Origin of the sequence: Erwinia sp. V71, assembly GCF_965644245.1 — a bacterium.
In the GTDB taxonomy this organism is placed as follows: Bacteria; Pseudomonadota; Gammaproteobacteria; order Enterobacterales; family Enterobacteriaceae; genus Erwinia.
The window spans coordinates 1-12145 of sequence record NZ_CBFFRK010000036.1 but is presented as its reverse complement, the minus strand read 5'-3'; the positions used below and the strand labels follow the sequence as shown (position 1 = coordinate 12145).

The window sequence follows — 12145 nt, the reverse complement described above, 5'->3', positions numbered from 1 at the left end:
TTTCTCCTGTGCTATCAATGATTCAGTCAGCCACCGCAGTCCAGCGGCGCGTAACCATCGACTCTTCAATCGCGGTCAGGATCAGCTGATTCTGCAGACCAAAGGCGAAGTCTGGATAACAGTCATCGTTACTGCAGATGCCCTGCACCAGATCATGCACTTCAATCACTTTCACATCGAAATAACCGAGGCCGCCGCCACCAAAATCGAAACCAAAGAACCCGGCATAAGAGGGGATCTGGCTGCCGGCATACAGCGTCTTAAAACCACGGTCGTGTTTGTCATCACTGAAACGGTAAACCTGTAGCTCGTTAAAGCGTTCGCCGTCCATATACAGCGTACCTTCGGTGCCGGACACTTCCCAGAACACGCCGAAGATGCGCCCGGCGGCAATACGTGAAGCTTCGATCACCCCGGATGCGCCACTGGCGAAATTCACCAGGCACTGCACCTGATCGTCATTTTCCACCTCACGCAATTCGGCATTGGTATCAATGCGACTGGCGTAACCGGCATCCACCTGCGGCACCGGGCGCTGACGCAGATACGTCTGCGCGCTGGCCGTCACTTCCCGGATATCGCCCATCAGAAACTGCGCCACCGACAGCGTATGCGCGCCGAGATCACCCAGCGCCCCGCTGCCGCCCAGCGTTTTCGAACAACGCCACGACCATGGCAGTGTCGGATCATTGTAGAAACCCTGATCAAACGTGCCGCGAAAGCGTACCGGAGTACCGATGTCGCCACGGGCGATAATCTGCTTCGCCAGCAGCGCGGCCGGCGTCTTGATATTGTTAAACGCCACCATGGTTTTCACCCCGGCGCGTTGCGCGGCAGCGGTCATTTCCCGTGCCTGCTGCGCACTGACCGCCAGCGGTTTTTCGCAGTAAACATGCTTGCCTGCCGCAATCGCCGCCAGCGCCATCTCATAATGCAGGTGGTTTGGCGAGGTGATATCCACCACATCCACGCTGGGGTCACTGACCAGCTCGCGCCAGTCACCATAGGCCTTCTGCGCGCCGAAACGTGCAGCATTGGCATCTGCCAGCGCCTGGTTCTGGTCGGCCAGCGCATACAGCACAGGACGCTTCGCCAGGCCGGGATAGATCAGCGCCGCGCGACGATAGGCATCCGCATGCGCCTGCCCCATAAAACCAGAACCAATCAGACCAATATTCAGGGTGTTACGCATTATGCAGTCTCCTGTACAGCAAGCGGGATGTCGAACTGTTCACTGAGCCAGTTTGCGGCGCGGCGCACGGTGGCAAGCGGTGGTGCCTGCTCCGGGTCCTGTTCCGCTTCCACAATCAGCCAGCCCTGGTAACCCCTGTTTTTTACAAAATCGATAATCGGCGCGTAATCGATGCAGCCATCACCTGGCACGGTAAACAGCCCGGCGCGGACGGCATCGTTGAAACTCAGATCTTCGTCATACACACGTTGCAGAATCGCCGGACGCACATCTTTCAGATGGATATGCACAATGCGCGCACCGTACTTGTGGATGACTGCCGCGATGTCGACGCCAGCGGCATAGCCATGTCCGCTGTCCAGCACCAGGCCGACATTGTGGCTGGTGTGCTGCAGGAACGTCGCCAGCTCATCGTCGTGCTCCACCAGCATCATCAGATGGTGGTGATAAGCCAGTTTCAGGCCGTAGTCGCGTAACAGGACATCTGCAAAGGCATTCACTTTGCTGGCGTAATGCGCCAGATCAATGCGGCTCAGCGCCGGGGAGAGTGAGATCGGTTCATCCAGCGGCGTCGCGCCAGGCAGCTGGCCGCATTCGCCATACACCATCACTTTCGCGCCCAGTTGCTGCAGCAGGCTGGCATGGTCGCGTACTGCAGCCACTTCCTCTTCCACACTGCGATCCGCGAGAAAACCGCTGTGCCAGCCTGATGCCAGTTGCAGCTCTGCCGCATTCAGCAGTGGTGCCAGCTGACTGACCGTGCGCGGAAACTTGCGTCCCAGTTCAATCCCGGCATAGCCTGCCTGCGCAGCCTGTTGCAGACAGGTTTCCAGCGGGATGTCGCCCCCGAGATCGTCCAGCACATCATTGGTCCAGCACAGCGGGCTGACACCGGGTATTACGCCTGTTGTCATCTGTTTGCTCCTTACGGGTGAGGTTGGCGTCACTATAAACAGCGCCCTGCTGGCGTCGGTATCGCTTTTCTGATGGAAAACCATCAGGCACACTGAGATGAAAACCGACTTTACTTTCAGGAGCTGAATCATGGCGCAGGCACCGGGCGTGACCATTACTTACTGTTCGCAATGCAACTGGATGCTACGTGCAGCATGGATGGCGCAGGAATTACTGAACACCTTCAGCACCGATCTGACGCAGGTGACACTGGTGCCGTCCAGCGGCGGGATTTATCAGATTGAGGTGGCGGGAGTACTGATCTGGGACCGTAAAACCGATGGCGGTTTCCCGGACGCAGCGGAGATTAAACGGCGTCTGCGCGCGCAATGTTTCCCGGATCGCGATTTAGGTCACAATGAGAAGAAAGACGCAGAGAAGGGGCAGTAAAAAACACACGATGTATGTGATACCGAGCCTGCACAGGGAACATGGGCAGATCGGAAAGTCGCTTTTCGCCATCCATGGCCGCTCGGCCCGCACCATCCCTGGCGCGGGACGCTTTCCTCTTCTGCCCATGTTCCCCGTGCTTTAACGTGGGTGTCGTCTGAGCAACACCACGTCAGAATCAGATGGTGCGATAAGCCGTGTTGACCTTCCATAAATAACGCGGAGCCTGTGCCGCCGGATGCTTATTCTGCACATGCTGGTAAAACTCGTCCGGCGTCATGGCATTAATCATCGCAATGGCGCGGTCACGATCGGATGAGAAAGTGCGCAGCAACGCCCCTGCCCCGTTGGCATAAGAGACAATCGTGGCATAACGCAGGGTTTCCGGATTACGGATCCCCGCCAGTTGTTGCGACTGCAGGATACGGATATAGGCCACGCCAATATCGATATTGCGCGCCGGGTCACGCAGCTCTTTGCTGCTCGGCTGACCGCGTTTTCCCTGCGCACGATAGACTTCGCGCCCGGCAGTGGACGCTTTAATCTGCATCAAGCCAATGGCATTCGAACGGCTGACCGCCGCAGGGTCGCCACCAGATTCAACGCTGATAATGGCGCTAATCAAACGTTCATCCACACCATAGTGACTGGCGGCATCTTCGGTAAACAGTGACCAGGCATGGGAGACTTTCTTCGGTGGCGCCTGGGTCAGCGGTGTATTGGGTTGAGACGGCGGCTGCCGTGGAGGCTCACTGGCGCATCCCGCCAGCAACAGCGCACAGAGCATCAACGATCGGGTTTTCACGCTTCTTTTTTCCTCGCAGCATTAGCCTGCGCTCAATCATACTGAGCGGCTTCAGGTTAAAAATTGCCGGTTATCTGAATTGCGGGGAAAACAGTGCCCACTGGTGACTTCACACCCGTTTTTCGTCATCATCAGCACAGTTGTGACAACAGGATCAGCGAAATGATTCAACCGTTGTTGTCTGAAAAACACTCAAAGGGAGATTGCCGTCTATGACAGGCCGACATTTTCATCTGGTGGCACCATCGGGTTACTGCCACAACCAGGCCGCTGCGCAGCGCGCAATAGCATGGCTGGAAGCACAGGGGCATCAGACAGACAACACCGCGATCATCACCCGCCGCTTTCAGCGTTTTGCCGGCAGTGACAGCGAACGGCTGGCAGAGATCAATGCGCTCGCCAGCCTTTCCCCGGAGACAGATATCGTGCTGGCGGTACGTGGCGGCTACGGCGCATCGCGCCTGTTGCAGCATATCGACTACTCTGCCCTGCAATGTTTACGGGACAAACCGCTGGCAATTTGTGGTCACAGTGATTTCACCGCCCTGCAGCTGGCGCTGCTGACAAAGAGTGGCGTGATCAGCTTCAGCGGCCCGATGCTGTGCGCGAATTTCGGGGCGGAAGTGCTGTCAGAGTTCACTCTGGAGCACTTCTGGCGTGCCATCACCTCACCACAGTTCACGGTGGAATGGCAAACCAGTGCGCCGGATACCCGGCTCAGTGGTCGTCTGTGGGGGGGCAATCTGGCGATGATCGCTTCGCTGGTCGGCACACCATGGCTGCCGCAATACGATGACGGCATTCTGGTGATCGAAGATATTAATGAACACCCGTTCCGCACCGAGCGCATGCTGTTGCAGCTGCACCACAGTGGCATTCTCGCACGTCAGCGGGCGATTATTACCGGCAGCTTTACCGGCGCCACGCTGAGTGATTATGACAATGGCTTCGATTTTGCCAGCGTGTGGCAGGGCATACGTGAGCTGACCGGGCTGCCGGTGATCACCGACCTGGCGTTTGGCCACGATCGGGATACCGTTACCCTGCCGCTGGGCGCGCAGGCCAGCTTACGTGTCAGCCACGGCCACAGCCAGCTGCAGCTGAGCGGACATCCGGTGCTCAGTCGCTAAGCACTTTTGTCAGATAGTGGCGCTGATGCTCGCGCGGGTAGTTATCCAGCGAGAAGCGCAGCTGATACCCCAGCTTTTCATAGAACGGGCGCGCCTGAAAGCTGGCGGTATCCACCTGCGCATAGATACAGCCGCGCGCACGCGCTTCCTGCTCCGCCGTCTGGATTAACCTGCTGCCGACTCCCTGCCCGCGCAGCGCATCACTCACCCACAGCATATCAATGCGTAACCAGTTCCCGGTGGTGGAACCGGTCAGTCCCGCCAGTTTCTGTCCTTCTTCGTCACAGACAAACACTGCCAGTGATTTAAGTTCAGAAATGTTAATGTGTTTTGCATTAAAGGCATTCAGACCTGCACGAATTTCATCAAGATCCTGGTGGCTGGGACTATCAGTAACACTGAGTTGCATAAAATCTCCTTAACCATTACTACATAAGGTTTACACTGCATTTACCAAACAAGACAAACACGGTGAGCGATTGTTTTTACCCACGATTCTTGGCTGTCTGCGCGACAGAAAAAAATATTTCCTCAGGAAAATTCTGATTAATGAAATTTAAGCTACTATTAATGAGCAAAAATTGATCGATGTTAAAGCGCGAGTGCGCGCAGCGTCACAGGATCAAACCATGTCGGGTTGCCAGGAGGGAGTATATATGAAACGACGTAGTGTTAGTTCATCGAAAATTCAGACTGTTGCCTACGATACTGAGCAGAAAATGCTGGAAATCGAATTTCGCCAGCATGAAGTTTATCGCTATCGCCATGTGCCGCTGACGGTGTTCCATCTGCTGATGGCCGCCCGCTCAAAAGGCAAGTTCTTTGTCGATAACATCAAAAACCAGTATCCGTTTAGCCGTGTTGCCTGATCATCGGTCTGTCAGGCCCGTGGCGCTGATCGCCGCCTCGCTGTCAGCGTCATAATATCATCATCCGGTTTCCCGCGGAGACGTTGCCAGGACGCTCCGCGACTTCCTCCCCCGCTGGTTATTTCTGCTTACCGACGCGCTATCCCCGCCACAATCCATTGAAAAAAAACGTAATGCCGGATTTGGTACCAGAATGCCATTTTTCTCTGCCAGCGCCGGGTACAATGCAGCCAGCACAGCACAACGACTATTTGACCGATTCAGGAGCAGTTTTCTCATGGCAAAGGATCAGGAGATCATCACGCAGTTACAGGGCATTCTGGCTGGCGATCAGTTGCTGACCAGCGAGGATGACAAAGCTTATTACATCAAAGGATTCCGCGTCGGAAAAGGCCAGGCGCTGGCGGTGGCAATGCCATCAAGCCTGATGCAACTCTGGCAGGTGCTGCAGGCGTGTGTCGCCTGTGACACCATTATTCTGATGCAGGCCGCCAACACCGGTGTCACCGGCGGTTCAACGCCCGACGGCAGTGATTACGATCGCGATGTCATTATTATCAGCACCCGCCGTCTTAAAGGCGTGCAGGTCATTGATGATGCGCGCCAGGTGATTGCGATGCCAGGCAGCACGCTCACCGAGCTGGAAAATGCCTTAAAACCGCATCACCGCGAACCGCATTCCGTCATTGGATCCTCCTGTATTGGTGCATCAGTCATTGGCGGCGTCTGCAATAATTCCGGCGGTTCGCTGATCCGCCGCGGTCCGGCCTTCACGGAAAAATCACTGTTTGCGCAAATCCTTCCCGATGGCAGCCTGACGCTGGTCAATCATCTGGGAATCGATCTCGGCACGACGCCAGAAGAGATGATCGCCCGTCTGGAACAGCAGGACTATACCACCGGCGTTGCGGCCGACTGGGAAGGCAAAATCTGGGCGGATGACTATGCCGCGGTATTGCGTGATGTCGATGCCGATACCCCGACCCGCTATAACGGCAATACTCAGTATCTGCACGACAGTTCCGGCAGCGCCGGTAAGATCGCCGTTTTTGCCGTACGCCTGGCCACCTTTGATGCCAGTGAGAGCACCCGCACCTTCTATATCGGCACCAGCCAGGAAAGTGAACTGGTGGCGCTGCGCCGCTGGCTGCTGGAAAACCTGCAGGAGCTGCCGTTGCAGGCGGAATATATCCACCGCGGTGCGTTTGATCTGACCGTGCGTTATGCCAAGCATATGTACTGGGCGATAGGTCATCTCGGCCCGGAATCCATCCCGGCGCTGATGGCGGGGAAAGCGAAATGGGATGTGCGGGTGAAGCACGCACGTATTCTGCCGCTGAATTTTGTTGATAAAGCGTTGCAACTGGTCAATCGCGCCACACCGAAGATGGTGGCGAAGCGCATTCTCGACTATCGCGATCGCTATGAACATCACCTGATGATCAAAGCGGAAGCACGTCATGCGCCCCAGTTACAACAGCTGCTGGATGCGTTCTTTGCCCGCCAGAGCGGGGAATTCTTCCTCTGTGATGCGCGGGAAGAGAAAGATGCGTTTCTGGTGCGCTTTGGCGTCGGCGGTTGCACTATCTCTTACTGTGACTATTACGGCATTAATCCCGATCAGCGTCTGCTTGCCTTTGATGTTGCGCTGCGCCGCAATGACAGCCAGTGGCGCATCGATCTGCCGCCGCATCTGCAGGCGCAGGTGCAGGAAGACTCCTGCTGCGGTCACTTTTTCTGCTTTGTGAACCATCAGGACTATATTCTGAAACCGGGTGTCGATGCAGAGGCATTTAAGCATGAGGTGCTGGCGTATCTTGATGAGCGCGGCGCGCGCTATCCGGCGGAACACAATGTCGGCCACCAGTACCATGCGTCGCACGATTATGAACAGCATATGCGTCAGCTCGATCCGACCAATAGCTGTAATCCGGGGATTGGTAAAACCAGTAAGAAGAAGTTCTGGCAGTAACGGACAAGCAGCGGCGGGGATACCGCCGCTGTGCTGCAGGTTAATCAAACTCCGACAAATCTTTAATCTCGTTGCGGTTGATCTGCTGCACCTTACCTGATTCGTCCGTATAGGTGATCATCCCGGTGTCTTCATCAGTTTGCGGCTTGCCGCTGGGGACGATGGTGCGGCCATCCTGCGTGTGCATGACATAATCGCTGCTGCAACCGCTCAGCATCAGACCCAGCACCAGCGCTGAGGTGGCAAAAAGAATCTTTTTCATGTTATTCGCTCCCTTTCATGGCTCCTTCTATAGTTAAGCACAAGGCAGGCGAGTCGCTGCGCTTTACGGACAACTCTGAACAGGCAGGAGGATGGGTGGGAAAAGTCGCAGGCATCATTGTGGTATTGCTGCTTTCGGGCTGTGCGTTAAAACAGTATCCGCAGGCAGAGGAAGTGAGTCCGGTACAGGCAAGCAACCTGGATTGCCCGGCCATCGATCGCGAGATTAGCCGCACGCACGAGATACAGCAGGAAATCGCGCGTAAAGGATCATTTGACGGGCTGACGGTACTGGGATTTATAGGTGATTTTGGTATCGGCAATGGCGTTGCCAAACACCGCGCCAGTAAAAAAGCGCAGGAAAGACTGGCGCAGCTCGACGCGCTGAAAGCGCAGAAATGCCCGGCAGCAGGTTAACTTAACTGTCACCCTCTTCTGCTGCCACTTCTGCTGCCACCAGCATCAGCGCCAGGCCCGCATCTTCCGTCGCGAACTGCCCCATGGCATCGCGAATGGCGCTGACACAGCCATTAACCCGCGACTGCTGTTCTGCAGGCAGTGAGGCCATGGCATTGCGGATAATCATTAAACTTGCCTCTTCTTCTCTCATTCAGTTGCTCCCTGTTTTTATTCAAGCGCACAATATCCTGAGAATACCTTCTCCTGTGCCGGGTCGTCATCATTTATCCACGTTAATGTTTTCGTCGACCGGGCACAGAAATCTGCTGGATCGGATATCGCGCCATTTGTCTGTTACGCTTTAAGACTGGGGAACATACCAGAATATTTGGCTTAAAGGATAAGATTAAGATGATAAAGCGCTCACGGATAAGCATTATCGCCAGCGTGCTGGTACTGGCAGGCTGTACGTCAGACTATCAGGGTACGGAGTGTACCGGGCAGGTTGAGAGTCTGTCCGGCGTGCCGCTGGGCCAGACGCAGGCGTTGATCATCGATCGCTTTAACTCATTTTCCGTCACCACCGCTCAGGGCACCATTCACAGCGGCACTCTGCACAGCAGCGACCGGCGGCTCTACTTCCCTTCCGCCGTCACCCGTGAAGGGTATCTCGCCCAGCGGCTCTCTGCCCATCGTTTCTGCCTGATTAATTCACCGCAGGATCAAATGGTCACCTATACCTGTCACTGAACCGTTGTCGCAAGGTGTATTGTCCTTAAGCCACCAGGAAGAACGCAAAGTGATATCGGTACTGGCTACCCGCTGCCGGGAAGGGTCGTCCAGCGTCAACCGGACGATATTATTTTCTGTATTTACCGCGCGCTATCTGTTGCTATGGGCGGGTGCACGAGCATGATTTTCCGGTAAAGGATACTCAGACCCGCCACCCGTGGGCTTGAACTCACAATTGCCGGTTTGCTTAAGCTGAGAAAAACGTCCACTGCTGTCAGCGTAGTTTTCCGTCACCTTTGTCGCAGCAGGTGATAGCGAAACAGAACTAATCGTCGACATAACAAACTCCATCTTGTTATTGATTACGGTGGTTAAGCGCGATCACCGTAGCAGCCTTTTCCAGCCACAGATACCAGTTTCCGCTCACGCCCCGCGAACGGTCAGTGTTCCAGCTGATACTCCAGCGAAATCTCCGCGTTGAGCAGTTTCGACACCGGACACCCCGCTTTTGCCTGCTGAATCAGCTCATCAAATTTGCCTTTATCAATGCCAGGTACTTTTACCCGGCTCTTCAGTGCCACATGGGTAATGGCGAATCCGCCCTCCACTTTGTCCAGCGACACGTCGGCAGTGGTATCAATGCTCTCCGGTACATGTCCTGCTTCACCGAGAATCAGCGATAACGCCATCGAGAAACAACCGGCATGCGCCGCACCAATCAGCTCTTCCGGGTTGGTGCCGGGCTGGCCTTCAAAACGGGTATTAAAACCGTAGGGCTGATCTTTTAGCGCGCCGCTTTCCGTCGAAATCAGGCCTTTACCTGTTTTGATGTCTCCACGCCAGTGTGCCTGTCCTTTTTTATGAATGGTCATGCGTCCTCCGGTTCAGTTTGAATGAACCTTCAGTATAGTGACTTTTGCGCATCCTGCCGGGATGCGGGTTCGGCCTGCGGGCGCAACGCGGCAAAGATAACCAGCACGGCAAGCAATAAAATCAGCGCACTCGCCAGGAAAACCGGCGTCACCCCACCCAGTGTAAAGATCACGCCCCCGAGCGCAGCACCAAGCGTAATCGCCAGCTGCACGGCCGCTACCAGCAGGCCGCCGCCGCTTTCCGCGTCGTCCGGCATAGTGCGAGTCACCCAGGTTGACCAGCCGACGGGCACTGCGCCAAATGCCATCCCCCACAACCCGATCAGTAAAGTATCCGTCACCAGCGACGATCCCAGCAGCACCAGCCCGATCCCCAACATTCCCATTACCAGTGGCATCAGCAGCAGTATCCGTTGCAGATGACGTGTCAGCAGCATTCCGGCAAGCATCGTACCCACGACATTCGCCACGCCAAAAGCCAGTAACACGACCGACAACTGCTGTGGCCCGGCACCCGCCACCTGCTCAAGAAACGGTCGCAGGTACGTAAAGAAGGCAAAATGACCGGCGAACACCAGTAACACCGCGCCCATCGCCAGCTGAATGCTACGCCGCTGCAGCAGGCGCAAAGTCGCGGCAGGTCTGCCCGAGACTTCCGGCGACATCGCGGGTAATGTCACCATTTGCCAGATCAGCGTGACTGCCCCAAATGCGCTGGCGACCAGGAAAACATTGCGCCAGCCCATCAGCTCGCCAAAATAACTGCCCAATGGCGCGGCCGCGATAGTGGCCAGCGAACCACCGCTATAGATCAGCGACAGCGCACGCGCCACCTGTGCTGGCGGCACCAGACGCATCGCCGTTGCCGCCGACAACGTCCAGAAACCGCCGATCGCCACCCCGAGCAACACCCGCCCGGCCAGCATAAAGGACAACTGTGGCGCAGACGCGACCAGTAAATTTGACATCACCAGCAGCAGCGACAATGCCAGCAATATCCGGCGGCGATCAATCTGGCGTGTGGCGCTGACGCCCAGCAGACTGGTCACCAGCGCAACGGCGGCAGTTATCGTCACCGCCTGGCCGGTGACACCCTCATTGACCGCGAAACTTTCCGCCATCGGCGTCAGCAGGCTGGCAGGCAAAAACTCAGCGGTAATCAGGCTGAAAACACCCAGCGTCAGGGAAAATACCGCGCCCCAGGCAGGCGGCGGTGCGGCGGTTGTCACAACGCCAGGGCGTTCGGCAGCGTTCATCGGCGATATCTCATCAGGTTGACAGTGCTTACAGCGTAAGCACCCGCTTCCGGATGGTCTATGATATAAAATCCGTCATTATTGATTATTCGTCCGGACTGAAGGCAGGTGAGATGTCACAGCAACGTATCAGTAACGATCTCGCCAGCGAATTACTGCTGGGGATGCGTCTGGTGGGAGTACAGTACAAGCGAATTGAAATGTCAGCCCCCTTTGGCATTCACTTTCCGCAACTTGCCGGGCGCGCGCAGTTTCATTTTATCAGCCGCGGCCCTGTGCTGTTACGCACCAGTGACAACCAGTTGTGGCCGCTGAACAGCGGTGATGCGGTACTGCTGCCGCAGGGTGCAAGCCACCTGTTGCTCTCCGCACCAGAGGTGCCCTGCACGGATATCACGGTGTTGAATACCGTCCCGGTGTACAGCAATATCAGTTGCATTCAGCACGGTGCTGACGCAGATGCAGACGCGCATTACGCCCTGATCTTTACCGGCAGTATGGAGTTTGAAATCGGCGGAATGCAGCCGCTGATACGTGCAATGCCGGAGCTGATGCTGGTCAGCACACTGATCGCCCAGTCCCGGAGGTACAGCCAATGCTGGATGCCATGGCGCGCGAGTCGCAGCAACAGCATGCAGGCTACGCCGGGATTCTCGCCCGTCTCGCCGATGTGGTGGCGGCGCTGATCGTGCGCGGCTGGGTGGAAAAAGGTTGTGGCAATACCTTTGGCTGGCTGCAGGCGTTGCGCGATCCGCAGCTCGGTAAAATGTTGCTGGCATTACATCGTGATCCTGGCAAAAACTGGACGGTGGCACAGCTAGCAGCGGAAATGGGCAGCTCACGTAGCGTCTTTGCTGAGCGCTTCCTTCGCGCCACAGGGATGACGCCGCTGCGTTATGTCACAGAACTGCGTATGCAGCTGGCCACGCAATGGCTGAGCCGGGATGGCGAGAGCGTTGAACGCGTCGCCTGGCGTCTGGGTTACGGCTCTCTGGCCGCATTCAGTCGTGCTTTCAAACGTGTTACCGGGCAGCCACCCGGCGCATTACGCCGTAAATCACCGCTGAGCGATGCCGCTGCTCAGCGGTGATTTACGCGCGACAGCAAAGACCCTGGTGTTGGTCAGAATAGCTTCCGGGAAACGCACATTTTTTTATCAGGGGCTTGTCGCCAGTTATCCTTCCCGGTATATCTTAAGGAAGGTGCGATTTAATCGTCAATTATGAGAACATAACTCTTTCTTTGACATAGACTTTTCACGATGCCCGCTCTTGCCAGCTATTCCTCCCGCAAAAAACAGTTCCTCGACCGTA

Annotated in this window: 14 protein-coding genes and 1 pseudogene; 7 read left to right on the top strand and 8 right to left on the bottom strand. The window is 56.1% G+C overall.

Translation table 11 applies throughout. The features are described 5' to 3' along the window. Window positions 1-22 precede the first annotated feature (22 nt). Together ACSZO1_RS10180 and iolE are read right to left on the bottom strand one after the other, a co-directional pair. The gene (locus ACSZO1_RS10180; RefSeq protein ID WP_437612120.1) at window positions 23-1192 is read right to left on the bottom strand and encodes a Gfo/Idh/MocA family protein; all 1170 of its coding nucleotides are present in this window, start codon (window positions 1190-1192) and stop codon (window positions 23-25) included. After that, window positions 1192-2106 (bottom strand): myo-inosose-2 dehydratase, encoded by a 915-nt coding sequence (iolE, locus tag ACSZO1_RS10175; protein WP_437612118.1) that lies wholly within the window; start codon window positions 2104-2106, stop codon window positions 1192-1194. The genes ACSZO1_RS10180 and iolE overlap by 1 nt, the downstream gene beginning before the upstream one ends. 130 nt (window positions 2107-2236) lie before the next feature. On the opposite strand from iolE, the gene ACSZO1_RS10170 reads away from it, so the two are divergent. Next, entirely contained in the window at window positions 2237-2536 is a 300-nt protein-coding gene (locus ACSZO1_RS10170) for a SelT/SelW/SelH family protein (RefSeq protein ID WP_437612115.1), read from the top strand. A 178-nt stretch (window positions 2537-2714) separates the two neighbouring features. On the opposite strand, the gene emtA is transcribed toward ACSZO1_RS10170, so the two are convergent. Then, window positions 2715-3341, bottom strand: a complete 627-nt coding sequence (gene emtA, locus ACSZO1_RS10165) for a membrane-bound lytic murein transglycosylase EmtA (protein WP_437612113.1) — start codon at window positions 3339-3341, stop codon at window positions 2715-2717. A 212-nt stretch (window positions 3342-3553) separates the two neighbouring features. Between emtA and ldcA the strand changes: the two genes are divergently transcribed. After that, window positions 3554-4471, top strand: coding sequence for a muramoyltetrapeptide carboxypeptidase (gene ldcA, locus ACSZO1_RS10160; RefSeq protein ID WP_437612111.1), 918 nt, complete (start codon window positions 3554-3556; stop codon window positions 4469-4471). Here the strand turns inward: ldcA and ACSZO1_RS10155 are convergent. After that, window positions 4461-4880, bottom strand: coding sequence for a GNAT family N-acetyltransferase (locus ACSZO1_RS10155; protein WP_437612109.1), 420 nt, complete (start codon window positions 4878-4880; stop codon window positions 4461-4463). The two genes, ldcA and ACSZO1_RS10155, sit on opposite strands and share 11 nt — an antisense overlap. 247 nt (window positions 4881-5127) lie before the next feature. Here ACSZO1_RS10155 and ACSZO1_RS10150 point away from each other — a divergent pair, with 247 nt between their 5' ends. Together ACSZO1_RS10150 and dld are read left to right on the top strand one after the other, a co-directional pair. Then, window positions 5128-5340, top strand: coding sequence for a KTSC domain-containing protein (locus tag ACSZO1_RS10150; protein WP_437612107.1), 213 nt, complete (start codon window positions 5128-5130; stop codon window positions 5338-5340). Between the two features lie 277 nt (window positions 5341-5617). After that, a complete protein-coding gene (dld, locus tag ACSZO1_RS10145; RefSeq protein WP_437612105.1) occupies window positions 5618-7312 on the top strand; it encodes a D-lactate dehydrogenase in 1695 nt (564 codons plus the stop codon). A gap of 40 nt (window positions 7313-7352) precedes the next feature. Here dld and ACSZO1_RS10140 read toward each other — a convergent pair whose 3' ends face one another. Beyond that, window positions 7353-7574, bottom strand: a complete 222-nt coding sequence (locus tag ACSZO1_RS10140; protein WP_437612103.1) for a YgdI/YgdR family lipoprotein — start codon at window positions 7572-7574, stop codon at window positions 7353-7355. A gap of 95 nt (window positions 7575-7669) precedes the next feature. On the opposite strand from ACSZO1_RS10140, the gene ACSZO1_RS10135 reads away from it, so the two are divergent. Beyond that, complete coding sequence (locus tag ACSZO1_RS10135) at window positions 7670-7990, top strand: hypothetical protein (RefSeq protein ID WP_437612101.1); 321 nt, start codon at window positions 7670-7672, stop codon at window positions 7988-7990. A 1-nt stretch (window position 7991) separates the two neighbouring features. Here the strand turns inward: ACSZO1_RS10135 and ACSZO1_RS10130 are convergent, their stop codons facing one another. After that, entirely contained in the window at window positions 7992-8183 is a 192-nt protein-coding gene (locus tag ACSZO1_RS10130; protein ID WP_437612099.1) for a hypothetical protein, read from the bottom strand. A gap of 200 nt (window positions 8184-8383) precedes the next feature. On the opposite strand from ACSZO1_RS10130, the gene ACSZO1_RS10125 reads away from it, so the two are divergent. Further along, the gene (locus tag ACSZO1_RS10125) at window positions 8384-8722 is read left to right on the top strand and encodes a hypothetical protein (RefSeq protein ID WP_437612097.1); all 339 of its coding nucleotides are present in this window, start codon (window positions 8384-8386) and stop codon (window positions 8720-8722) included. Window positions 8723-9144: 422 nt separating this feature from the next. Here ACSZO1_RS10125 and ACSZO1_RS10120 read toward each other — a convergent pair whose 3' ends face one another. Beyond that, window positions 9145-9576 carry an OsmC family protein gene (locus ACSZO1_RS10120; RefSeq protein ID WP_437612095.1) on the bottom strand — a complete coding sequence of 144 codons (432 nt, stop codon included), beginning with the start codon at window positions 9574-9576 and terminating at the stop codon, window positions 9145-9147. Window positions 9577-9605: 29 nt separating this feature from the next. Beyond that, window positions 9606-10832 carry an MFS transporter gene (locus tag ACSZO1_RS10115; protein WP_437612093.1) on the bottom strand — a complete coding sequence of 409 codons (1227 nt, stop codon included), beginning with the start codon at window positions 10830-10832 and terminating at the stop codon, window positions 9606-9608. Between the two features lie 113 nt (window positions 10833-10945). Here ACSZO1_RS10115 and ACSZO1_RS10110 point away from each other — a divergent pair. Continuing rightward, a pseudogene (locus ACSZO1_RS10110) lies at window positions 10946-11922 on the top strand (AraC family transcriptional regulator). Window positions 11923-12145: the final 223 nt, after the last annotated feature.